The following is a 20,068-nucleotide window of genomic DNA, read 5'->3' as shown; positions in this document are numbered from 1 at the left end:
GTACGCCCGAATACGGTCGCGATGACGTTCGTACGGACGAGATACGGGTCGAATACGCGACGGTTACCTCGACGAGCGCGCGAGCGCGCCGGCCGAACGATCGCCGAACGAGCCGCTATCGGTCTGGAACGCGAGAGAACCGGAGAACGGAACCAATGTCGCGGCGACGGGGGCCGATCAGTCGTCGGCCGTCGCGGCGCGGCCGCGCTCGACGTCGACGTCGCCCTCGTCCAGTTCCTGCTCGACGTTGCGGGCCGCCTGCACCATGTTCTCCATCTTGCCGTAGGCGACCTCGCGGGGCAGCAGCTTCACGCCGCAGTCCGGCGAGACGACCAGCTGTTCCGGCGGGACGACCTCGAGGCCCTTCTTGATGTTCTCCTCGATCTGTTCGACCGACTCGACCTCAGCGACGTGGGCGTCGCAGACGCCCAGCGCCAGATCCTTCGTGAAGTCGGGATCCTTAAACACGTCCAGTTGCTCGTAGTCGCCGTTGGCGAGTTCGAGGTCGAACTCGTCGACGGGGAACTCGAGGATCTCGGGGTAGATGCGCGAGTAGTCGCCGTAACAGACGTGGAGGCCGATGCGGACCTCCTCGGGGATGTCGGCGACGATGCGCTCGAGACACTCGCCGACGATGGCGTGGTCGTCGGGCGTGGTCGCCAGGGCGGGCTCGTCGATCTGGATGTAGCGGGCACCGGCGTCGACGAGCTTCTCGATCTCCTCGTTGACGAGGTCGGCGAGGTCGTAGGCGAGTTCCTCGTCGTCGTCGTAGGCCTCGTTGAACGACCAGTTCGCGAGGGTGTAGGGGCCCGTGATCGGGACCTTCACGGGACGGTCGCTGGCGGCCGCGGTGAACTCGTACTCGTCGACCAGCCACGAGTCGTCGTACTCGACTTCCGACACTACCGAGGGCTTGTCGAAGTAGTTGTGCCCCCAGACCTTGACGGGGCCGTTGAACTCGTAGCCCTCGATGCGGTGGGCGAAGAACTCGACCATCTCGTTGCGCCGCATCTCGCCGTCGACGACGACGTCAAGGCCGGCACGTTCGTGTTCGTCCGTGATCAGGCGGGCGGCGTCGTCCTTCGCCTCCTGCCAGTCGTCCTCGTCGAACTCGTGGTCCTCGTCCTGGTAGAGCTCCTTCGCGCGGTTGAGCCACTTGGGCTTGGGGTAGGAGCCGACGACGGTCGTCAGCAGGAAGTGGTCGTTCTCGTGGTTCTCGGGTCGGAACTGGTCCTTATTGGCGTTCTCGGTCATGCTGCTTTCACCTCCGCGAGGGCCGCGGCTTCGGCAAGGATCTCGAGTTTCTCCTCGAACTTGCCGTAGGGGAGATAGAACGTCTCGGTGTTGGTCGTCAGGTAGACCGTCTCGAACTCGGCGACGGGGAGCTGGTCGTGGACCCACTCGACCCGGTCGCGGATCGCTTCGGGGTCCTCGACGAGCGTGTTCTGCCCGTCAGCCAGACCCAGCGAGACGTCGTCGGTCGCGCCGTACTCCTGAATGTTGTAGAGGTTGTCGTCTCGTTCCGCGACGAAGTCGAAGCCGACCGCGTCGATATCGGCGTCGAGCAGGTGCGCGTAGACCTTCTCCTCCAAGGCGCCCCAGTAGGGCTGAACGACGACGTCCGCGTCCGTGGCGCCCGCAACCTGGTCGATCGCCTCGCTGGCGCGCTCGTCGAGGCCGTCCTCGGGCGCCGACTCGACCAGCGAGGGCTCGAGCAGGAACAGCGTCTCGTGCTCGGGGAAGGCGTCGACCTCGCCCTCGAGGAAGTCCGCGACGGCACCGAGGAACTCCGCCTCGTCGCCGTACTGTTCGTCGGTCGCGAGATCCGCAAGGGAGTACGGGCCGGGGAGGACGGCCTGCAGGTCGTCGTCCGCCGCGAGCAGTTCCGAGGCGGCCTCGAGTTCCGAGGCGACGTCGCCGGAGAAGTCCAGTTCGTCCTGAACGACGGGTTCGCGGTAGAAGTTGTTGTTGTCGTAGTAGCGGACGATGCCGCGGGTCTCGACGGCGTCGTGGACGGCCAGCGGATGCGCGAGCATGTCGTCCCAGCGCAGTTGTCCCTCGACGATCCGGTCGAGGTCGGCGTCCTGCTGGACGCCGATCACTTCCTCGCGGGCCTCCTCGTAGGCGGCGGTGATCTCCTCGCTTTCGTCGCCGCTGATGAGGTCGTGCTTCTGGTGCCCCTTGAGGTCCGAGAGGTCGTCTTTCGCCCAGTCCGGGATCGGATACAGCCCCGGCGTGGTCGAAATATAGTCGGTCATCGTAGGACGAGCTAGGCTATACCGGTGCTTAATATTTTCCATCCGCTGTAATGCTTTGTAGTAATTCTTGCGAGATTCGACGGTCCGGAGGATCGGTCGGCGCCGTGAGAAATCGATCGACGGCGGACGTCTCGAGCGACGGTCGACGACGGACCGCCGACGCGAGCGGTGGGATGGATTACTCGAGTGCGACCAGCGCGTACGTCTCCGCCTCGACTTCCGCGATCGCGTAGAGGACGCCGTCGTCGAGCACCGGCCCCGGTCCGACGCTGCCGGCGAACTCCCGCTCGAACCGGAGCGCGGGGCCGTCGGCCGGGTCGTCCCCCGGCGTCGGATCGAGCGCTCGCAGCCGATCGCCGCCGACGAAGACGGTGTCGCGGCCGTACGCCGGCGCGGTGCGTTGCCAGTCGCCCGTATCGTACGTCCAGTAGCGGTCGCCGGACTCCGCGTCGAGGGCGTGGAGTTTCTGGCCGCCGACGCCGAAGACGATGTCGTCGACGAGTCCGATTCCGTGCTCGACCCAGCCGGTATCGGTCGTCCAGTTGATCGTCGGGTCGGACGACGTGCCGCCGTCCATCAGCGCGTACGTGTTCCCGTCCTGGCAGGTGATATAGAGCGAATCGGTCCCGGCAGTCGGCGGACACATCGGCGATGCGGGGAGTTGCCACCGCCACCAGCCCGTGCCGCTCTCCATGAGCAAGTAAACCTCGCCGGCCTCGGTCGCGAGGGCGAATCCGTACCCCATGAAGACAGCCGGGTGATTGAGGAGCTGTCCGTACACCCGACGTCGCCACTCGACGGTTCCGTCGGCGGGGTCGAGCGCGACGACCTGCTCGCCCGCTCCGCAGACCAGCCGGTGGCCGGCGTACGTCGCCGGCGTCGTCACTCGGCCGGGCGTATCGAACTCGCGGCTCCAGAGTTGCTCGCCGGTCTCAGCCTCGAGCGCCTGGAGGCCGCCGCGCGTCGGGACGTAGACCGTTCCGTCCCAGACCAGCGGCGACGCCCAGACGTCCTCGAGCGTCCACAGTTCCGTCCCGTCGGCGGCGTCGACGGTGCGCAGCGTCCGGTAATCTACCTGATAGACGCGCCCGTCAGCGACGACCGGTTCCTGCCGGGTGTGCTCGGAGACCTCGATTCGCCAGCGCTCGCTGACACCGTTGACGGGAGCCTTGCCGTCGGCGACGGCGCGGGTGTTGGCGCCGTTGCAGCCGAACGACAACCAATCGCCGTTCGCGCCGTCGACGTGTCCATCGGGGTCGGGCAGTTCGTCGACGCCGGACGGCGGCGGATCGTCCGGCTCCGGGTCCGCGTCCGTCGTCCGCAGCGACGTCGCACAGCCGGCGAGCGCGAGACTGCCGGCGGCGACGCCCGTCAAGAGCGTCCGTCGTGAAGGTCGGCGAGCGGAGGGCATGCTTCTGACCCACTTCTCAAACGGAGGATAAGTATTTTGAGAAACAGTATCGGTCGCCGAATCCGCTCGAACGGAGACGGTATCTCGATCGGAAACGGCGCGCCGTCGGCGACGGTGGCGCACGGACGGCCCCTCGACCGCTCGTTCGATATCCCGTCGGCGCTCGAGAGGCGGTGGGAGACGAACTACGATCGTGACATCCGGTAATCAATAGCTATCGGATATTAGGATCAGCTGAAACGCTCATTGCCTCTCGATAGTCAGTGAACTATCAGTAACCACTAATAATAACGTTATTGGACGGTGGAACGTATGCTACCAGCCACCATGCCCCTGCAGGCAGGCGGAGAAGCACCGCTGCTCGCGCTCGTCGCGGGCATCGTGTCGATCGTGCTCCTGCTGATCGTCCTCGACCTGCCGCCGTTCATCGCGCTCGTCATCTCGGGACTCGTCGTCGGCGTCGTCTCGCCCGACATCCCGTTCGACGCCGTTCCTGGCGAGTTCGCGACGGCGTTCGGTAACGGGATGGCGGGTATCGGCATCCCCATCCTGATGGCGGCGGTCATCGGCAAGTCGATGATCGAAAGCGGGGCGGCCGACAGGATCGTTCGCGGCTTCCGGGCGCTGTTCGGTCGTGAACACACCGAAATATCGCTGTTCAGTAGCAGTTTCGTGATGGCGATCCCGGTCTTCTTCGACAACGTGTTCTACCTGCTCGCGCCGCTCGCCCGCGCGGCGCGGTCGCGGACGGGGGGCAACTACGCGCTGTTCATCGTGGCCGTCGGCGCGGCTGGGGCCGTCACCCACGGGTTCGTTCCCCCGACCCCCGGACCGCTGCTCGCGGCGGGCGAAGTCGGTGCGAACCTCGGGGTCACGATCATCGTCGGGCTCCTCACCGGCATTCCGACTGCGATCGTCGCGGGGCTCGGCTACGGCTACTGGATCGATCGCCGCCTCGAGATCCCGCTCCGGGACGCGATGGGCACGACGGTCGCGGAGGTCGAGGAGAAGGTCCAGACGCCGACGAGCGAGCTGCCGGGGCTGTTCGAGTCGCTGCTGCCGATCCTCCTCGCCGTCCTCCTCGTGGGCGCCGACACCGGCGTCGACACGTTCATCGGCGAGGAATCGCCCCAGGCCGGCGTGACCGGCTTCTTCGGCGATCCGAACTTCGCGCTGACGATCGCCGCGCTGTCGGCGGCGTTCACCTACTACCGCATGAGCGACATCTCCAGCGAGACGTTCTCCGACGAACTCACGGAGGCGCTCAAGAGCGGCGGCAACATCGCCGCGATCACGGCCGCCGGCGGGGCGTTCGGCGTCATGCTCCAGCAGGCCGGCGCCGGCGACTACATCGCCGGCGGCCTCCAGGAGATCGGCCTCGGCGTCCTCGCGACGGCGTGGCTGATCGCCGCCGGCGTCCGCGTCGTCCAGGGCTCGGCGACGGTCGCGATCACCACGACGGCCGCCATCGCGGCGCCGCTGGCCGATACCATGGCCGCCAACCCCGCCTACCTGGTGATGGCGATCGGCGCGGGCGCGACCTTCTGCTCGTGGTACAACGACAGCGGCTTCTGGATCGTCAAAGAGATCGGCGGGCTCACCCAGGGCGAGACGCTCAAAACGTGGACCGTCTCGACGATCCTCATCGGGATCGTGGGGCTGATCAGCGTACTGATCTTCTCGACGATCCTCCCGCTGGCCTAGTCGAATAGCTCGAGGACGGTCAGCGTCTCGAACGGGAACGACTCGTCGGCGACGGCGGCGGCGCTGAACCCTTCCTCGCCGGCCCGTTCGACGACCGCGTCGACGCCGGTGAGGCTGCTAACCAGCAGGTAGACGACCCCGTCGGGAGCGAGCACGCGGCCGACGTCGGCGAGGAACGGATCGATGACCGCACGGCCGTCTTCGCCGCCCGACAGCGCGCGTTCCATCCAGTCGTCCCACTCGTTTTCGGGATCGGTCGGCAGGTACGGCGGGTTAAAGAGGACGGCGTCGAACGCCTCGTCGGCGAACGGCGAGACGAGGTCGGCTCGGACCGTTTCGAGGCCCTCCTCGCGGGCCTGCCGAACGGCGTGGGGGTTCAGGTCCGAGGCGATCACGCGGGCGTCCGTTTCCTCGTCGACGCGGCGGGCGACGTACCCCGAGCCGGTGCCGACCTCGAGGACGAGCGGGGGATCGGCGTCCGCATTCCGATCGCCGTCGCTGCGGTCGTCGGCCGTCCGCGAGAGCCGTTCGCAGGCCGTTTCGGCCAGCAACTGCGAGTCCTCGGCCGGCTGGTACACCTCGGTCTCGACGTCGCGTCGGTCGCTGAGATCCATCGGTTATCGGTTTTCCTCCGGTTTGGTCATCCGCTGTTCGTGACCGCCGCTCTCGACGTCGGTGCCGTCGCCGGCCGACGCACCCGGCCCATCGCCGGCGATCCGGAACCCGCCGGTTTCGGCCCGTCCCGACAGTTCCTGCTGCGGGAAGGGGATCTTGATCCCCTCGTCGCTGAACGCGTCCTTGATCGCGTTGATCGCGGCGGTTCGAGCCCGCCAGTGGCGTCGGGCGCTCGGCTTGTCGATCCAGAACCGCACGCCCAGTATCACGGCCGAGTCGCCGAACTCCTTGGAAACGACCTGCGGCCCCGGCGCGGACAGCGTGTACTCGAGGTCCGCGACGACCGACTCGGCGATGTCGGCGGCGCGCTCGATGTCGGTCTCGTAGTCGACGCCGACCTCGACTTCGATCCGGAGCCGGCCGCGCCGCGAGCGGTTCGTCACCATCTCCGAGGAGACGACGTCGTTGGGGATCATGACGTACTCGCCGTCGAAGCTCCGCAGGCGCGTGTTGACGATCGAGATGTCGGTGACGATCCCCTCCTCGTCTTGCACCTCGATCCAGTCGCCGATCTCGAACGGGCGATCGAACATCAGAACGAAGCCGGCGAGCACCGTGCCGAGCGTCTGGCGGGCGGCCATACCGACGACGATGCCGAGGAAGCCGGCCCCGACGAGCAGGCCGCCGAGGTCGTCGATCCAGACGCCCAACACGACGACCACCGAGACCGACCAGATGACGACCTGCGTCAGCCGGCGGGTGATCTCGCGCTGGTGGTCGGTGACGGCCGCCGCCGAACCCAGCACCTCGTCGAGGACGCGCTTGACGAACCGCTGGAGGATGATCGTCCCGACGATGAGGATGAAAGAGACGATCGCTTTCGCCACGATGTCGCCGCCGAGTTCGAGTTGATCGAACCCGGCGCGGATCGTTCCGGTCTGGTCCCAGACGCCGACGACGGTCGCGAGGCTGACCAGACAGGTGGCGATGAGGACCGCAGTCGACGCGATGTCGCCGTACAGCGGTTTCGTGCGCTCGGCGACGCGCTCCTGAAGCCGCCGGTAGGAAAGCAGGACGAACAGCAGGAGGCCGACCGCTGCGAACGTGATCGCGAGTCGCAGCTCCGGCGACTCGATCCCCGCGAACAGCCCGCTGAGCCGATCCAGCCAGCCGGCTCCGGTCGGATCCTCCGTTGCAGTCATAGTGAATGTCGCTTCTCGGCTCTTGTCGTCCGCGCAGCTTTGAGTATTCGTCGGTCGGCGCCGAGTGCCGCGGGTAGCCCTACGTCTCCGCCGGCTCGCCGACCTCGAGCGCCAGTCGCGCCAGCGCGGCGAACTCCCGCGGTTCCATCGCATCGGCCCGTTTCTGGAGAACGTCTTCGTCAGCCGCGTCGACGACCGCGTCGGGCGCCTCGAGATCCGTGATGTGGGCCGTGTTCCGGATGGCGTTTCGGATCGTCTTCCGCCGTTGCGTAAAGAGAGCCTTCACGAACTGCAGGAAGAATTCCTCGTCGTCGACCTCGTAGTCGGGGTCGCGTGGTACGGCGCGGATCACCGCGCTCTGGACTGCCGGCGGCGGAGAGAAGGCCTCCTTCGGGATCGACTCGACGATCTCAACGTCGGCGTAGTGCTGGGTCGAGACCGACAGCCGGCCGTACTCCGACGTGCCGGGTTCGGCGACCATCCGCTCGGCGAACTCCTGCTGGAACATCAACACGAGCGGCTTCCCTTCGGGCAGCAGGCGAAAGGCGATCTCGCTCGAGACGCCGTAGGGGAGGTTCGACACCGAGGCCGAAAAGTCGGGGAGGTCGACCTCGAGGGCGTCGCCCTCGATCACGGTCAGGTCGCCGGCGTCGATCTCGTCGGCGAACTCTTCTCGCAGGAAGGCGGCGAGCGTCCGATCCCGTTCGACGACCGTCACCTCGTCTGCGACCGCTAACAGCCGGTCCGTCAACGCGCCCGTCCCGCCGCCGATCTCGAGCAGGTGGGTGGCGTCGGCGTCGATCTCCTCGAGGTAGGTCGGCAGCCGATCGAGGACGCGATCGTCGACGAGGAAGTGCTGGTCGCGGTCCGGATCGCCGCGGACGCCCGCCCGGGCGATCAGCGCGTCGGGGTCTCTCATTGCCGGCGGTTGGGCGGGGGTCCGTGTAAACGCACCGTCTCGCGGGTTCCGGTTCCGGTTTCGATTCCGATTACCCGCCCCGCAGAAACCGGAAACGGGCGGGAAACAGACGACGCGGTTCAGACGACGCCGCTCCGGACGTACGTCACCGGACACGGCGAGGAGAGCAGCACCTTCTGTGCCGTACTGCCGAACACCGCCTTGCCGGTCGGCGATCGCTTCCGGCCGCCGACGATGACGTTGTCCGCGTCGACGTCCTCGGCCAACCGGATGATCTCCTCGGCGCGGTCGCCGACCGCGGCGCGGATCTCGACGTCGATGCCCGCCTCCTCGAGGCGATTCGCAATCTCGCTGATCGGCTCCGTCTCCTTGGCCAGCGTTTCGGGGGAGGGATCCCGACTGCCGACGTCGATACCCATTCGGTCGATGGCGTCCTGGTAGTTGTGGACCTCGTCCTCGTACTCGCTGGCGGAGATGACGTGGGACAGGACGACGGTCGCACCCGTCGGCTCGGCGACGTCGATCGTCTGCCGGGTCAGTTCGTCGATGCGGTCGCCGTCGTTCGGACCGACCGCGAGAAGGATCGTCTGAATCATCGTTTCGCTTTCAATTCCCGCATTCTTAAACGTACTGGTGGTCGCCCGAAAGAGCCGTCGAAACCCGCGACGCGCCAGTTACTCGGCGTCGCTCTCCTGCCGACCGACGAACGTCTGATACTTCAGATCGTCGTCGCGGAGCTCCTCCAGAATGCGCTCGACGAGGATCTCGTCGGGGTCGTGCAGCCCGGAGACCCGTTCGGACAGTTCCTCGAAGCTCTCGAAGGGCTTGCGCTTTCGCTCGTCGAGGATGCTGTTGCGGAGCTTCTTCCCGATGCCCGGCAGCAGGTTCAGCTGGTGGAGCCGCAGCGTGATCGGCTGGGCCTCGTTGTAGAAGTCGACGAACCGCTCCTCGTTTTCCTCGACCAGGTCCTGGACCACGTACTCGAGCTCCGACTGGGCGCCCGAGGAGAGGTCCTCGTAGTCGACGCGCTGGGCCTCGGTGACGACCGTCCGTTCTTCCGGCGGCTCGACGACCACCTCGCTGCCGATCGTGAGCCGCTCGTCCTCGTCGAAGGCGACCTGGTAGAGCCGGAACTCGTCGACCTCGAGCGCGTATCCCGCTGGAGACTTCTCGTACTGCGGTCGTCCGTCGTCAGATAGCCCGTGTGCGAGGTAATCCAACACGACTGCGCGCCGAACGTCCGTCCCGTCGCCGTCGGCTTCGCTCATTGTCTCCGAATACGGGCACGTTGCACTTAAAGAGTCGGCCCGCGTTCACGGATTCGAAGCCGCGAGTTTTCGGGCGGCTCCCCGCTCGAGTTGCGACCGCGCGCTCGCGTCCGGGAGTCGCGTCGCTGCGATCGGATCGTTACGTGGCCATCGCCGCCGGAAACGGCGTCTCGGACGGCGGCGACCTCGGAAACGGGAAACCGATAACGATACCGATAACCGGCGAGCGGAATCGAAGCCCGAAAACAGACACCGGCTCAGGCGTACTGCGCCACGACGTTGAGAATCTCGTCGAGCTCGTCCCCCGACAGCGAGTACCGCTGCTGTGCGTACACCGACCGGAGCTCGTCCCGGTTGCGCGGCAGGAGGTTGGCGATCTTGTAGGCCGTCGGCTCGTCGACCTTCTCGAGGTCCTGCAGGTCGTCGACGAGCTGCTGGGCTTCCTCCGGCTCGAGGACGGCGAACCGGTTGGCGTGTTCGATCGCCCGCGCGAGCTCGTAGGGGAGTTCGCGCTCCTCGTCCAGTGCGCGTTCGGCTTCGATGTCGGCGAGCAGCTCCTTGGTTTCCGAGACGGTGAGGAACTCCTCGTCGACGATCTCTTTGAAGATCGTCATCTGTGTTGTGAGGTGGGCTCAGACCCGGTCTTCGGACCGGTCCTGGGCGCGCATGTGGGCCGCGGTCACGATCAGCGTCTTGTCCTTGCCGCCGTCGTTGATGCGGACCTTGAACGCGTCGCCCTGCTTGCCGACGACTTCGCCGGTGTGACCGTCGAAGCGCGGGTGGAAGCGACCCTTGTGGACGCTCGGGTCGATCTTGAGGTGGACCTTCTCGCCCTCCTCGTACTCCTGAATCGCGCGCTGGGGCGGCGAGGAGCCGCGGTCCCGCGGATCGTTCGAGAGCTTGCGCCGGGTTCCCTGACGTGGGCCATTAGAGTTCGGCATAGTCGTACGACCCTCTTACTTGGTGATGGTTATAAAACGCACGTTCCAGTTCGGGGGCCGTCGGCGGCGCCTCGAGGCCGGCGGAGCGCTGCAAGCGCAGCCGTCAGTAGCGTGACGCCGCGTAACAGAGGCACTCTCTGACACGACGGTCCGGCGAAGGACAGACGTAACTGCCGCCCGCGCGTCGTTTCGACCATGACAGACGAGCACGACGGCAGTTCCGATCCTGAGGACCACCGGATCGAGACCCGATCGATCCACGCCGGGCAGGAACCCGACGCGGAGACCGGCGCGCTGATGACGCCGATCCACGCCAACTCGACGTACGAGCAGGACGCGCCGGGCGAGCACCGCGGCTACGAGTACTCCCGGACCGGCAACCCCACCCGCACCGACCTCGAGGAGAACCTCGCGAGCCTCGAGAACGCCGAGTACGGCCGCGCGTTCGCCAGCGGGATGGCCTCCATCAATACGGTCCTGAACCTGCTCGAGGCCGGCGACCACGTCGTGACGGGCAACGACGTCTACGGCGGCACCCACCGGATCTTCACGCAGGTCTACGAGGACTACGACCTCGAGTTCTCGTTCGTGGACATGACCGACCTCGAGGCCATCGAGTCGGCGTTTCAGGAGAACACGGAACTGCTCTGGCTCGAGACGCCGACCAACCCGCTGCTGTCGATCGTCGACATCGAGGGCGCGGCCGAGATCGCCCACGAGCACGACGCGCTCTGTGCGATCGACAACACGTTCGCGACGCCGTACCTGCAGCGCCCGCTCGAGCTGGGCGCGGACATCGTCTCGCACTCGCTGACCAAGTACCTCGGCGGCCACTCCGACGTCGTCGGGGGTGCTCTGCTGACGAACGACGAGGAGTTAGACGAGGAGTTCGGCTTCTACCAGAACGCCGTCGGCGCGACGCCGGGTCCCTTCGAGTCGTTCCTCGTCCTCCGCGGGACGAAGACCCTCCCCGTTCGGATGGACCGCCACTGCGAGAACGCCCGCGCGATCGCGGAGTGGCTCGAGGACCACCCCGACGTCGATCGGGTCTACTATCCCGGCCTCGAGTCCCACCCGGGCCACGAGATCGCCCGCGAGCAGATGGACGACTTCGGCGGGATGGTGAGCTTCGAACTCGACGCCACGATGGAGGAGGCCGGCGAGGTCGTCTCGAACACCGAGGTCTTCACCCTCGCGGAGAGCCTCGGCGGCGTCGAGAGCCTGATCGAACAGCCCGCGCCGATGACCCACGCCGCCATCCCGCGCGAGGAGCGCCTCGAGGCCGGCCTCGAGGACAGCCTCATTCGGGCGAGCGTCGGCATCGAACACGTCGACGACCTGATCGCGGATTTAGAGCAGGCGATCGACGCCGCGCTCGAGTAATCGCCGTTCGACGCGACGGTTTGCTCCTCGAGCCGCCGATCGCGATCCTTCAGTTCTTTCCCGCTGTCGACCGAACGGCCGCGTATGGCAACTCGAGACGACGAACCCGGCTTGCACGCGCTCCCGATCACGGTCGAGTACGGCGGGCGCGAGGTCACGTTCAACCCCGCGGTCGTCGAAACCGAGCGCGGCCTGGTCCTGATCGACGTCGGCCCCGAGGGTAGCGTCGGTTACCTCGAGACCCACGTCGAGAGCCTCGGCTACGACCTCGAGGACGTCTGGCTCGCGCTGATCACGCACCACGACGCCGACCACGCCGGCGGCCTCGACGACCTCCTCGCGCGGACGGCTGGGGACGTGACCGTCGCGACCCACCGCGACGAAGCGCCGTACGTCTCCGGTGAGCAGGATCCGATCAAGGGCGACGGGGACGACCGCTACCCGCCCGTTCCGGTCGATCTGGAACTCGTCGAGGGCGTTCGGATTCCGACGCTGGCCGGGCCGATGGAGGTCCTCGAGACGCCCGGCCACACGCCGGGACACGTCTCCCTGTACTTCCCCGAGAACGACCTGCTGCTGGCGGCCGACGCGCTCGTCGCCGAGGGCGACACGCTCGCGGGCCCGCGTCCCGAGTTCACGCCCGACATGGACCGCGCGCTCGAGTCCGTCGGGAAACTGGCGGATCTCGAGGTCGAACACACGGTCTGCTACCACGGCGGCTACGTCGACGCGGGAGGCGATCGCATTCGCGAAATCTACGACGCGGAGACGGAGTAGCGCCGGGCGGCGGAATTGCCGGCCTACTCCTCGACGATCTGCCCCTCGAGGTAGTTGCGCGTCTTGTCGTTGGTCGACTGCGTCCGCTTGCGGAAGGTGACGACGCGGTCCCCGTCCTCGCGGCGCTCGTCCTCGAGTTCGATCTCTAGTCCCTGGCCGCGGAGGTGCTCGAGCAGGGCGTCGATCGTCTCCGAACTGGCGCGGACGGTGTGGCGCTCGCCGACGCGCTCGCCGTCCGCGACGGTCTCGACGGTGTCGCGCATCGACAGCAGGATAGCCTCGCCGAGGTCATGCGCCCGCTCGCGAGCCTCCTCGTCTCCCTCGTCCCACTCGACGGACTGGAACCCCTCGCGGATGATCCGACGGAACATGAACGGCTGCCCGTAATCGAAGGGAAAGGAGAAGGCGTACGCGAGATCGCCCTGGTTCGCCGCCGAGGTCGTGTACTTCAGTTGCGCGTCGCCGTCGGGCGATTTCATCACGACGCCCTCACGATTTCGCTCGTTCAGGTCTGCGATGATCTCGCGCACTTCGTCGGCCGCCGCCGCGACGTCGTAGATCCCGAACAGCGGCGTCTGCGGGACGTCGAACCGCTCGTAGCGCTCCCGGCGCTCGCGGACGGGTAGCGGGTCGCCGGACTCGCGGTCCCGCCAGTCGAACGCGCGGAACGCGATCGAGTCGACGTCGGGGTAGTCGTGGGCCGTGTAGGGGTTCTCCGGGCCGATCATCTCGCCGCAGACCATCGCCTCGGGATGGGCGTCGAACAGCGGCTCGAGGTCGACGAGCCGCTCCAGCATCCGCGTCGTGAACGGACAGATCATCCCGCTGCGGGAGAACGCGAGGATCTCGCCGTCGACGCGGGCGACGCGGACGTTGTACCCGTTCAGCTTCTCCTCGACGGCGATCTCCTGCCGGTCGTCGAACTGCGCCGGGACGCCCTCCGCGAGGACGAGGGTGCGTGGAACCTTCGGAAATCCGCGGACGACGGTGCCCGCGAGGAGGGCGGTGCCGCGCTCGACGCCGCGGCGGTAGTCGGGGACGTGGCGGTACTCCCGATCCTCGTACGAGCGGGTCTCGAGGTGCTTCTCGAGCTTCTCGAACGCCGCTTCCCCGATTCCGAGCAGCTTGTGGTACTCGGCGCGGTCGTCGGCGTCGGCATCGGAACCGGCGTCGGTCATGTGCAACGGTACGGTCGACGGGTCAAAGAAAGCCGACCATGCTCGCTCCGCATTAGCGGCGATCGCGGCCGGCCCGCGGGTTTCCGAACGTCGCTCGTCTATCGAATATTGTGCTCTCACCGGCTCGTACGGCCGAATTCTCGCGGCTTGCGAACGTCAGCCGTGTGGATATCCGGCTCGTGTCGTTAGTGACAGACATGGCTCAAAGACAGGCACAGTCCCAGTCCCAGAGGCAGGTCACCTGCCGCATCTGCGGCACCGAAAACGACGGCTTCTACACGTACTGTCGCAACTGTCTCGGCACGTTACCCGCCAACCGCACGTAACCCGGCGCCCCGTTCTCAAGGGGGACGAGCCCCCACCGTCCGGCTCCCGAAACGGAATTCTCATCGGCGTCCAGCGATAAGCGGGGCGTAATGCGACTCGAACTCCGCGTCTGTCAGCACTGTCTCGAGGGCGAGCACGACAGCAGTCAACAGAAGACGGCGCTGTTGCAGGACATGGTCAACTGCGCCGAGCGCATCCAGGAGTACAAGGAAGTCCTCGACCTCGACGCGGTGCACATCCGTCGGGTCCGCGACGACGAGCCGGGGAAACCCGAGGCGCTGCCGGTCGTCGCGGCGACGATCCAGAACGATCAGGTCGTCCTGAACGACACGCAGCTCGTGGCGGAGGGCCAGGACGGGAACATGCTCCTCTACATCAATCCGAACGACATCCTGACGGTGCTGGCCGGTAACATCGACGAGATCAGCAAGGCCGTCAACGAGGACGTGACCGTCGACCTCTCGGATCCCGGCGCCGAGATCGTCTCGCAGGCCGACCTCGGGGCGGACCCGGAGCGCCAGCCCGACCACTAACGGCCCCGCTCGTCGAACGCCGAACGTCGATCGTCGACCGGCGGCGCTTCTCGAGGCGATCCTGTCGATCGTATCCGCCGCGGTCCCGCCGCCGTCCTCGAACTCGCCGATTCCGCCCGCGGTCCGCTCGAGCCGACGAACGGTTCGCGACGACATACACTCGCCGGCGAGAGTAGCGGTCGCGGACACAGTGTTAGCTTTATGCGAAGCGACAGTGCCGGCGACAGTACCGGATGTGACCTGCATTCCCGCACCCACTATGACCGACTCCACCACTCCGTCGACAGATCCCGTTCGCGTCGAGCTCTTCCTGCGGACCCGAACGCCGCCGGACGTCGTCGATCGGCTCCGCGACCTCGTCGCGCGAGCGCGCCGGCTGGAAACGACCGACGCGGTGGCGGACGTCCGCGTGCAGACGTGGGCGCCCGTCCGGCCCGCGCTCGAGGAGCTCAGCGACGGCGATCCGTCCGTGGCGAGGACGGTGAACGCGTTCCGCTCGTGGGCCGACCGCGAGGGGTACTCCCTCCGACCGGCGTTCGCGCGTCACGAGCGGACGTCCTTGCTCGAGGATCGGCCGACCGCCGAGATCACGGTTCCGATCGTCTGCGTGGCCGTCTACGAGGACGACGCACTGCAGTGCGTCGCGCCCTGCGCCGACGGCGATCGCACCTATACCGTCCCGGACTGTCTCGAGGCGCTCGAGGCCGGAATCGTCGATCCGCTCGAGAGCAGGCCGACGCCCTCGCGAGGCGGCCGGGAGCCGCGGCTGGAGGACGATACGGAACCGGCGGAGTGACGGTGACCTGACGGCGACGGCGTCGACGGAACGGCCGCGCCCGCACCGCCTCTGTACCACCCGAACCGGCTCGGAATACGACCGCGACCGCACGACACCGCGGCCCGGACCACGAGGCACTTATTTCCCCGTCGGCCGCCAACTTCGAGTACACCGATGTCCAGCGATGCGTTCAAACAGCGGTTCGTCCTCGACACGTCGCTGTTCGTCACCGAGGAGATCCGCCAGGAGGGCGAATCGCTCGAGGACGCGGTCCTTCGCCTGCTCGATCTGATCGCCCACGCGCGGCTCAACCTCGGCATCTCGTGTTACGTCCCGCCGACGATCCACGACGAACTCACGACGATGCTCGAGGCGCGCGAGGTCGACGACGAGGTGTACTCGAAGCTCAACACGTGGGTCGTGCGAAAACACCCCGACCGGTACGCGGTGTCCATTCCGGCCAACGTCGTCTACAGCTTCGTCGACGAGATGAGCGACCGGGTCGACCGCGGACTCCGCGTCTCCGAGGAGGCGGTCCGGCGCGCCGAGGAAACCAACGGCCAGCAGCCCCTCGAGGACCACGAGTACAAGACGGAGCTCGACGAGGTGATCTCGGACCTCCGGGAGAAGTACCGCAGCGCGATGCGGACCGGCGTGCTCGACTCGCGGGAGGACTTCGACCTGCTGATCCTCGCCCGCGAACTCGAGGCCGGCGTCGTCACCGAGGATAGGGGAATCATCGCCTGGACCGAGGACTTCGGCCTGCGGTACATCCGCGGCCGGGAGTTCCCGGACTTACTCGAGCAGTACCTCGCGACGGTCGATCCGGCCGAAAAGCGGACGCTGGACTGACGGTCGGCGACGCAGCTCTGTCGGTAGTCCGCCACTCACCCCTCAAGCGACCGCTCTCGCGGTCGCGTCCCGCTTCGGCCGGCCCGCGCGAGCAGCGCGAGCGAGACCAGAAACGCGACCGCGACCGCGACGGCGAGGATGCCGAAGGCGACGCGGTAGCCGAACTCGGTGTAGGCGACGGTGCCGCCGACGGTTTCGCCGGTTCGGTACGCGTCGAGCGCGAGTCCCACGACGGTCGGGAGCACCGTCCCGCCGACGAAGCCGGCGGCGTTGACCGTCGCCGTCGCCACGCCGCTCGCGCTCGCGGGGTACCGCTCCTTGATGACCGACAGCGAGAGCATGACCGCCCCCAGCAGGAAGCCACAGACGAAGTAGACGCCGGCGACGACCGGCAGCGGCGGCCGGCCGAGGGCGGGAACGACTGCGAGCGCGAGGGCGAAGACCGCGAGGCCGGTCGACAGCAGCGCCAGCCGACGCTCGAGGCGATCCGAGAGCCAGCCGACGGCCGGCGAGCCGATCAGCATCCCGACCGACCCGAGCAGCGTGAAGTACGACGCCGTCGTCACGTCGAGGCCGTAGACGACGACCAGGTACGGGACGCCCCAGAGGCCGATCAGCGTCAGCACCGTGCCGTTGCCCGCGAAGAAGACGATCGACAGGAGCCACTGATCGCGGTCCCGGAGGAGCGTCCGGAGGTGCTCGCGCGTCTCCGCGAGCGATGCCTCGGCCTGTTCCGGCACGCCCGCGATCGGCTCGAGGCCGGCGGCTGCCGGCGAGTCGTGGGCCAGCGCGGCGACCGCGACGGCCCCGAGGAGGCCGACGACGCCCAGGCTCAGGACGGTGGGTCGCCAGCCGGCGGCGTCGACGACGACCGCAAGCGGCGTCGTCGCGAGGATCGCACCGAACCCGGCGACGCCGGCGGTCAGGCCGGTCATGGTCGCGAACTCGTCGGCCCGGTACCAGTTCGCGCAAAAGCGGAGGATAGAGACGAAGATAGCGCCGCTTCCGAGGCCGATGAGCCCCCGCGCGGCGAACGCGGCGAGGTAGCTCTCGCTCACCGCGAAGCCGATCGCGCCGACGCTCAGGACGGCGCCGCCGATCGAGCCGATCCGCCGCGGTCCGATCCGATCGACGAGGACGCCGATCGGGATCTGGACGACGGCGTAGATGAGGAAAAAGGAGGCGTGTAACGTCCCCAACTGGGACGCCGTCGTCCCGAAGGCGTCGGTCAGGCGTCCGGATAACACCGCCGTCGAGAGCCGGTGGAGGTTGACCAGCAGGAAGACCGTCGCTAACGCGGCCCACGCGACCCACCGGCGTTTCGCGGGATCCGACAGTACGGTCACGGTCGGTGGTACCCCCCTATATACAGTAAGGGTTGTGATACGTCTGGAAACGCGTCGGCGCCGCTACGGGAGCGACGGGGTTCCGGAGCGAAAAACGATGAAAACGGTGAACCGCTCGAGAACCGAGACCGACCGTCGGCGGCTTAGATACGGCCGACGTTGTCGACGTCGACGCTCTCGACGCCCTCGACCTCGGAGAAGTTCTCCTCGACGGTCTCCGTGCCGCCCGCACCGTCCGGGACGATCACGGTCGGGTAGAGGGCGGTGAGACCGAACGCGACTTCCTCGCGCTCGACGCCGTTGATCTTCGCGCCCTCGGGGAGGGAGCTCTCGAGGCGCTCCTGAAGCGCGTCGAGGTCGATCTCGGGGCTGTTCGGCATGACCTTGATTTTGGCGGCTACTTTACCCATGGCGGTAGTGTTATGGTCCGGTGAACCCGCAGTCGGGGCACTCGTAGAGGTTGCTCTGCTTGCGACACTTGGCGCAGCGGTAGATCTGCTGGCCGCACTCGGGGCACTTGAACGCGGCGGCGTTCGTCCCCGCGATGTTGAGCCCGCAGGAGACACACGAGCGCGTCTCGCGGTCGTCGGTCGTACTCATACCCGTCCTTTCCCGCCCGCCGTTTTTAACGGTTGTCTTTCGCAGGCTCGCGCGTGCGACTCCGTCTCGAGGTTTCGAGGTCGCGAGGATGTCGACCCGCTGTCTCGGCTCGAGATCTCGACTCGAGAGCACGGGTGACTGCCCTCTCGAGCGACGGAATATCGGCGATTTCGGGCCGGGTTTTCTGGCTCAGAAAACGCGCTGACGGGTATTTTACTGTTCAGCCAGTATGAATGTGTGCGGCCCGACACTGGTGGACTGCCCGAACGCCGGTGGGCCGTGCCTCTGACATCGCGGTCGGGAACATTCAAACCGGCCGCACTCCTACTTCCGGTGAATGCGCCTCGACGAGTACATCGAGGACTTAGAGCCCGACGAGGAGGCAAAGCGTCGCCGCCTCGCCAAGGAGAAGTCCTACGAGATTACCGACCACTTGGAGGAGTTCGAGCAGCGGTTCGACGACGCCGTAAGCGGCGACACGCTCGTCGGCTCGACCTCCCCCTCGATCTTCGTCGGGCGGTCGAACTACCCCGACATCCCCGTCGGCCTGCTCTCGCCGGTCGGCGACGAGGACGACGCCGAGGAGTACGTCACCGACGGTGAGTGGTACCAGCAGGGGTACGCGATCAACGACGTGCTCCAGCGTCGGACGGGACTGTTGAACTCGAACAAGCGCGCGAACGTCGACTCGCCGTCGATCGCGAGCCGACTCACGCCGAACGTCCACGACGCCTGGAACGGCTTCGTCGGCGTCCAGCGCGAGGTCGCCATCGCGGATCGGCCGGTCGACTTAGAGATCGGGCTCGACGACACGCCGGATCTCGGACTCGATGCGGGAACGGACGTGGCGACGCCCCGCGGGCCCCGCGCGAACGCTCGGAACGCCGAACTCCGCGAGAACCCCTACGTGCCGAAACCAGTCAAGAAGACCTTAGAGGACGACGACTGGCAGGCCCAGGGCGCGATGACCTACCTCTACCGGCGCGGGTTCGACGTCTACGACATCAATTCGATCCTGTCGGCCGGCGCGCTGGGCGAGGCCGAACAGCGCCGGCTCGTCCCCACGCGGTGGTCGATCACCGCCGTCGACGACACCGTCGGCCAGTTCCTTCGCGGGCGCATCCGCAACGAACCGAGCATCGACGAGGTCCAGGTCTGGGCCAACGAGTACATGGGCAACCGCTACTGGGTCGTGCTCGCGCCGGGCAACTGGGAGTTCGAACTCGTCGAGATGAAAGCGCCCGGCAGCATCTGGAATCCCGACCCCGAGGGCGACACCTGGATGGCCAGCGCCTCGGAGGGGTACGACGGTCGCTCGAGTTACGTCGAGGAGACCTCCGGGGCCTACTACGCCGCTCGGCTGGGCGTGCTCGAGCACCTCGAGTCGATCGGCCGTCAAGCGAAGTGTCTCGTGCTCCGGGAGGTTTCCGACGACTACTGGGCGCCGGTCGGCGTCTGGCAGGTCCGCGAGAGCGTCCGCAACGCCTTCGACGGCGAGTACGGCGAGGCCGAGACCTTCCACGGCGCGGTCGCCGAAATCGCCACCCAACTGCCGGTCTCCCTCCAGCGGCTCCGTCGAAAGTCGGAACTCGCGGCCGGACTACAGGCGAACCTCAACGCCTTCTCGAGCCTCGAGTGACGAGCGACGAGTGATGAGTAACGGGACAGATCGTCGGCAGCGCTCCGGGACTATTGTACTAGAAAAACGGTAGACGAGAAATCGATCGCCGTGAGGCGACGAAAACTGCGTCGGCGTTAGAAGCGGGTGACGTTCGTCGCCCGCGGGCCCTTGGGGGCCTGTTCGATGTCGAATTCGAGTTCCTGCCCCTCCTCGAGGTCGGCGCCGCCAACGTCTTCCATGTGGAAGAACACGTCGTCGTCCGCGTCCTCAGTCGAGATGAAACCGTAGCCGCCTGTGTCGTTGAAGAAATCAACAGTACCAGTTGCCATTACAACCAAAGGGAGGGGCGAATCGC

General features: G+C 67.0%; 23 protein-coding genes. 8 read left to right on the top strand and 15 right to left on the bottom strand.

Annotated elements, in window-relative coordinates; genetic code table 11:
• Positions 1-177 precede the first annotated feature (177 nt).
• The 3 genes from ACYQ26_RS17680 to ACYQ26_RS17670 form a co-directional block, all read right to left on the bottom strand.
• On the bottom strand, positions 178-1,254 hold the full coding sequence (locus tag ACYQ26_RS17680) for a methionine synthase (protein WP_459810202.1): 1,077 nt from the start codon (positions 1,252-1,254) through the stop codon (positions 178-180).
• Positions 1,251-2,258, bottom strand: a complete 1,008-nt coding sequence (locus tag ACYQ26_RS17675; protein WP_459810201.1) for a 5-methyltetrahydropteroyltriglutamate--homocysteine methyltransferase — start codon at positions 2,256-2,258, stop codon at positions 1,251-1,253. Before ACYQ26_RS17675 ends, ACYQ26_RS17680 begins: the two co-directional genes overlap by 4 nt.
• A 178-nt stretch (positions 2,259-2,436) precedes the next feature.
• Positions 2,437-3,669, bottom strand: a complete 1,233-nt coding sequence (locus ACYQ26_RS17670; RefSeq protein WP_459810200.1) for a PQQ-binding-like beta-propeller repeat protein — start codon at positions 3,667-3,669, stop codon at positions 2,437-2,439.
• A 312-nt stretch (positions 3,670-3,981) separates the two neighbouring features.
• Between ACYQ26_RS17670 and ACYQ26_RS17665 the strand changes: the two genes are divergently transcribed.
• Entirely contained in the window at positions 3,982-5,373 is a 1,392-nt protein-coding gene (locus ACYQ26_RS17665; protein WP_459810199.1) for a GntP family permease, read from the top strand.
• On the opposite strand, the gene ACYQ26_RS17660 is transcribed toward ACYQ26_RS17665, so the two are convergent.
• From ACYQ26_RS17660 to ACYQ26_RS17630, 7 genes are all read right to left on the bottom strand, one after another.
• Positions 5,370-5,987, bottom strand: coding sequence for a HemK2/MTQ2 family protein methyltransferase (locus tag ACYQ26_RS17660; RefSeq protein WP_459810198.1), 618 nt, complete (start codon positions 5,985-5,987; stop codon positions 5,370-5,372). The genes ACYQ26_RS17665 and ACYQ26_RS17660 overlap by 4 nt on opposite strands.
• A gap of 3 nt (positions 5,988-5,990) precedes the next feature.
• On the bottom strand, positions 5,991-7,190 hold the full coding sequence (locus ACYQ26_RS17655) for a mechanosensitive ion channel family protein (protein ID WP_459810197.1): 1,200 nt from the start codon (positions 7,188-7,190) through the stop codon (positions 5,991-5,993).
• A 79-nt stretch (positions 7,191-7,269) separates the two neighbouring features.
• Positions 7,270-8,109 carry a 16S ribosomal RNA methyltransferase A gene (locus ACYQ26_RS17650; protein WP_459810196.1) on the bottom strand — a complete coding sequence of 280 codons (840 nt, stop codon included), beginning with the start codon at positions 8,107-8,109 and terminating at the stop codon, positions 7,270-7,272.
• 119 nt (positions 8,110-8,228) lie between these two features.
• On the bottom strand, positions 8,229-8,705 hold the full coding sequence (locus tag ACYQ26_RS17645; RefSeq protein ID WP_459810195.1) for a universal stress protein: 477 nt from the start codon (positions 8,703-8,705) through the stop codon (positions 8,229-8,231).
• A gap of 78 nt (positions 8,706-8,783) precedes the next feature.
• A complete protein-coding gene (locus ACYQ26_RS17640; protein ID WP_459810194.1) occupies positions 8,784-9,377 on the bottom strand; it encodes a DUF655 domain-containing protein in 594 nt (197 codons plus the stop codon).
• 257 nt (positions 9,378-9,634) lie between these two features.
• Complete coding sequence (locus ACYQ26_RS17635; protein WP_013881564.1) at positions 9,635-9,991, bottom strand: RNA polymerase Rpb4 family protein; 357 nt, start codon at positions 9,989-9,991, stop codon at positions 9,635-9,637.
• A gap of 18 nt (positions 9,992-10,009) precedes the next feature.
• Complete coding sequence (locus ACYQ26_RS17630; protein ID WP_459810193.1) at positions 10,010-10,318, bottom strand: 50S ribosomal protein L21e; 309 nt, start codon at positions 10,316-10,318, stop codon at positions 10,010-10,012.
• Positions 10,319-10,513: 195 nt separating this feature from the next.
• On the opposite strand from ACYQ26_RS17630, the gene ACYQ26_RS17625 reads away from it, so the two are divergent.
• Both ACYQ26_RS17625 and ACYQ26_RS17620 read left to right on the top strand, forming a co-directional pair.
• On the top strand, positions 10,514-11,701 hold the full coding sequence (locus ACYQ26_RS17625; RefSeq protein WP_459810192.1) for a cystathionine gamma-synthase: 1,188 nt from the start codon (positions 10,514-10,516) through the stop codon (positions 11,699-11,701).
• Positions 11,702-11,785: 84 nt separating this feature from the next.
• Positions 11,786-12,478: an MBL fold metallo-hydrolase gene (locus ACYQ26_RS17620; protein WP_459810191.1), complete on the top strand. Its 693-nt coding sequence runs from the start codon at positions 11,786-11,788 to the stop codon at positions 12,476-12,478.
• Between the two features lie 23 nt (positions 12,479-12,501).
• On the opposite strand, the gene ACYQ26_RS17615 is transcribed toward ACYQ26_RS17620, so the two are convergent.
• Entirely contained in the window at positions 12,502-13,656 is a 1,155-nt protein-coding gene (locus tag ACYQ26_RS17615; RefSeq protein WP_459810190.1) for an RNA ligase, read from the bottom strand.
• A 197-nt stretch (positions 13,657-13,853) separates the two neighbouring features.
• On the opposite strand from ACYQ26_RS17615, the gene ACYQ26_RS17610 reads away from it, so the two are divergent.
• The 4 genes from ACYQ26_RS17610 to ACYQ26_RS17595 all read left to right on the top strand — a co-directional run bounded on the left by ACYQ26_RS17610 (position 13,854) and on the right by ACYQ26_RS17595 (position 16,146).
• Positions 13,854-13,982: a DUF7577 domain-containing protein gene (locus tag ACYQ26_RS17610; RefSeq protein WP_459810189.1), complete on the top strand. Its 129-nt coding sequence runs from the start codon at positions 13,854-13,856 to the stop codon at positions 13,980-13,982.
• Between the two features lie 90 nt (positions 13,983-14,072).
• The gene (locus tag ACYQ26_RS17605; RefSeq protein ID WP_459810188.1) at positions 14,073-14,516 is read left to right on the top strand and encodes a hypothetical protein; all 444 of its coding nucleotides are present in this window, start codon (positions 14,073-14,075) and stop codon (positions 14,514-14,516) included.
• Positions 14,517-14,775: 259 nt separating this feature from the next.
• On the top strand, positions 14,776-15,312 hold the full coding sequence (locus ACYQ26_RS17600) for an HTH domain-containing protein (protein ID WP_459810187.1): 537 nt from the start codon (positions 14,776-14,778) through the stop codon (positions 15,310-15,312).
• A gap of 156 nt (positions 15,313-15,468) precedes the next feature.
• Positions 15,469-16,146: an RNA ligase partner protein gene (locus ACYQ26_RS17595; RefSeq protein ID WP_459810186.1), complete on the top strand. Its 678-nt coding sequence runs from the start codon at positions 15,469-15,471 to the stop codon at positions 16,144-16,146.
• 35 nt (positions 16,147-16,181) lie between these two features.
• Here the strand turns inward: ACYQ26_RS17595 and ACYQ26_RS17590 are convergent, their stop codons facing one another.
• The 3 genes from ACYQ26_RS17590 to ACYQ26_RS17580 all read right to left on the bottom strand — a co-directional run bounded on the left by ACYQ26_RS17590 (position 16,182) and on the right by ACYQ26_RS17580 (position 18,092).
• Complete coding sequence (locus tag ACYQ26_RS17590) at positions 16,182-17,492, bottom strand: MFS transporter (RefSeq protein WP_459810185.1); 1,311 nt, start codon at positions 17,490-17,492, stop codon at positions 16,182-16,184.
• Between the two features lie 143 nt (positions 17,493-17,635).
• Positions 17,636-17,902, bottom strand: a complete 267-nt coding sequence (locus ACYQ26_RS17585) for an elongation factor 1-beta (RefSeq protein ID WP_459810184.1) — start codon at positions 17,900-17,902, stop codon at positions 17,636-17,638.
• Positions 17,903-17,912: 10 nt separating this feature from the next.
• The gene (locus tag ACYQ26_RS17580; RefSeq protein ID WP_013881574.1) at positions 17,913-18,092 is read right to left on the bottom strand and encodes an HVO_2753 family zinc finger protein; all 180 of its coding nucleotides are present in this window, start codon (positions 18,090-18,092) and stop codon (positions 17,913-17,915) included.
• 337 nt (positions 18,093-18,429) lie between these two features.
• Between ACYQ26_RS17580 and nreA the strand changes: the two genes are divergently transcribed.
• Entirely contained in the window at positions 18,430-19,731 is a 1,302-nt protein-coding gene (nreA, locus tag ACYQ26_RS17575) for a DNA repair protein NreA (RefSeq protein ID WP_459810183.1), read from the top strand.
• 116 nt (positions 19,732-19,847) lie between these two features.
• Here nreA and ACYQ26_RS17570 read toward each other — a convergent pair whose 3' ends face one another.
• Positions 19,848-20,042, bottom strand: a complete 195-nt coding sequence (locus ACYQ26_RS17570; protein ID WP_459810182.1) for a cold-shock protein — start codon at positions 20,040-20,042, stop codon at positions 19,848-19,850.
• Positions 20,043-20,068 lie beyond the last annotated feature (26 nt).

It is taken from the genome of Halopiger thermotolerans, from assembly GCF_054654555.1.
The sequence above is the reverse complement of the archived record's forward strand: the minus strand, read 5'-3'. Positions and strand labels throughout refer to the sequence as shown.

Excerpts from the sequence above, each read along its gene's own strand:
- ACYQ26_RS17670 (WP_459810200.1), bottom strand. The coding sequence starts at position 3,669 with ATGCCCTCCGCTCGCCGACCTTCACGACGGACGCTCTTGACGGGCGTC.
- ACYQ26_RS17600 (WP_459810187.1), top strand. The coding sequence starts at position 14,776 with ATGACCGACTCCACCACTCCGTCGACAGATCCCGTTCGCGTCGAGCTC.
- ACYQ26_RS17660 (WP_459810198.1), bottom strand. The coding sequence starts at position 5,987 with ATGGATCTCAGCGACCGACGCGACGTCGAGACCGAGGTGTACCAGCCG.
- ACYQ26_RS17655 (WP_459810197.1), bottom strand. The coding sequence starts at position 7,190 with ATGACTGCAACGGAGGATCCGACCGGAGCCGGCTGGCTGGATCGGCTC.
- ACYQ26_RS17645 (WP_459810195.1), bottom strand. The coding sequence starts at position 8,705 with ATGATTCAGACGATCCTTCTCGCGGTCGGTCCGAACGACGGCGACCGC.
- ACYQ26_RS17595 (WP_459810186.1), top strand. The coding sequence starts at position 15,469 with ATGTCCAGCGATGCGTTCAAACAGCGGTTCGTCCTCGACACGTCGCTG.
- ACYQ26_RS17650 (WP_459810196.1), bottom strand. The coding sequence starts at position 8,109 with ATGAGAGACCCCGACGCGCTGATCGCCCGGGCGGGCGTCCGCGGCGAT.
- ACYQ26_RS17610 (WP_459810189.1), top strand. The coding sequence starts at position 13,854 with ATGGCTCAAAGACAGGCACAGTCCCAGTCCCAGAGGCAGGTCACCTGC.
- ACYQ26_RS17680 (WP_459810202.1), bottom strand. The coding sequence starts at position 1,254 with ATGACCGAGAACGCCAATAAGGACCAGTTCCGACCCGAGAACCACGAG.
- ACYQ26_RS17570 (WP_459810182.1), bottom strand. The coding sequence starts at position 20,042 with ATGGCAACTGGTACTGTTGATTTCTTCAACGACACAGGCGGCTACGGT.
- ACYQ26_RS17620 (WP_459810191.1), top strand. The coding sequence starts at position 11,786 with ATGGCAACTCGAGACGACGAACCCGGCTTGCACGCGCTCCCGATCACG.
- ACYQ26_RS17625 (WP_459810192.1), top strand. The coding sequence starts at position 10,514 with ATGACAGACGAGCACGACGGCAGTTCCGATCCTGAGGACCACCGGATC.
- ACYQ26_RS17630 (WP_459810193.1), bottom strand. The coding sequence starts at position 10,318 with ATGCCGAACTCTAATGGCCCACGTCAGGGAACCCGGCGCAAGCTCTCG.
- ACYQ26_RS17605 (WP_459810188.1), top strand. The coding sequence starts at position 14,073 with ATGCGACTCGAACTCCGCGTCTGTCAGCACTGTCTCGAGGGCGAGCAC.
- ACYQ26_RS17580 (WP_013881574.1), bottom strand. The coding sequence starts at position 18,092 with ATGAGTACGACCGACGACCGCGAGACGCGCTCGTGTGTCTCCTGCGGG.
- ACYQ26_RS17585 (WP_459810184.1), bottom strand. The coding sequence starts at position 17,902 with ATGGGTAAAGTAGCCGCCAAAATCAAGGTCATGCCGAACAGCCCCGAG.
- ACYQ26_RS17665 (WP_459810199.1), top strand. The coding sequence starts at position 3,982 with ATGCTACCAGCCACCATGCCCCTGCAGGCAGGCGGAGAAGCACCGCTG.
- ACYQ26_RS17615 (WP_459810190.1), bottom strand. The coding sequence starts at position 13,656 with ATGACCGACGCCGGTTCCGATGCCGACGCCGACGACCGCGCCGAGTAC.
- nreA (WP_459810183.1), top strand. The coding sequence starts at position 18,430 with ATGCGCCTCGACGAGTACATCGAGGACTTAGAGCCCGACGAGGAGGCA.
- ACYQ26_RS17640 (WP_459810194.1), bottom strand. The coding sequence starts at position 9,377 with ATGAGCGAAGCCGACGGCGACGGGACGGACGTTCGGCGCGCAGTCGTG.
- ACYQ26_RS17635 (WP_013881564.1), bottom strand. The coding sequence starts at position 9,991 with ATGACGATCTTCAAAGAGATCGTCGACGAGGAGTTCCTCACCGTCTCG.
- ACYQ26_RS17675 (WP_459810201.1), bottom strand. The coding sequence starts at position 2,258 with ATGACCGACTATATTTCGACCACGCCGGGGCTGTATCCGATCCCGGAC.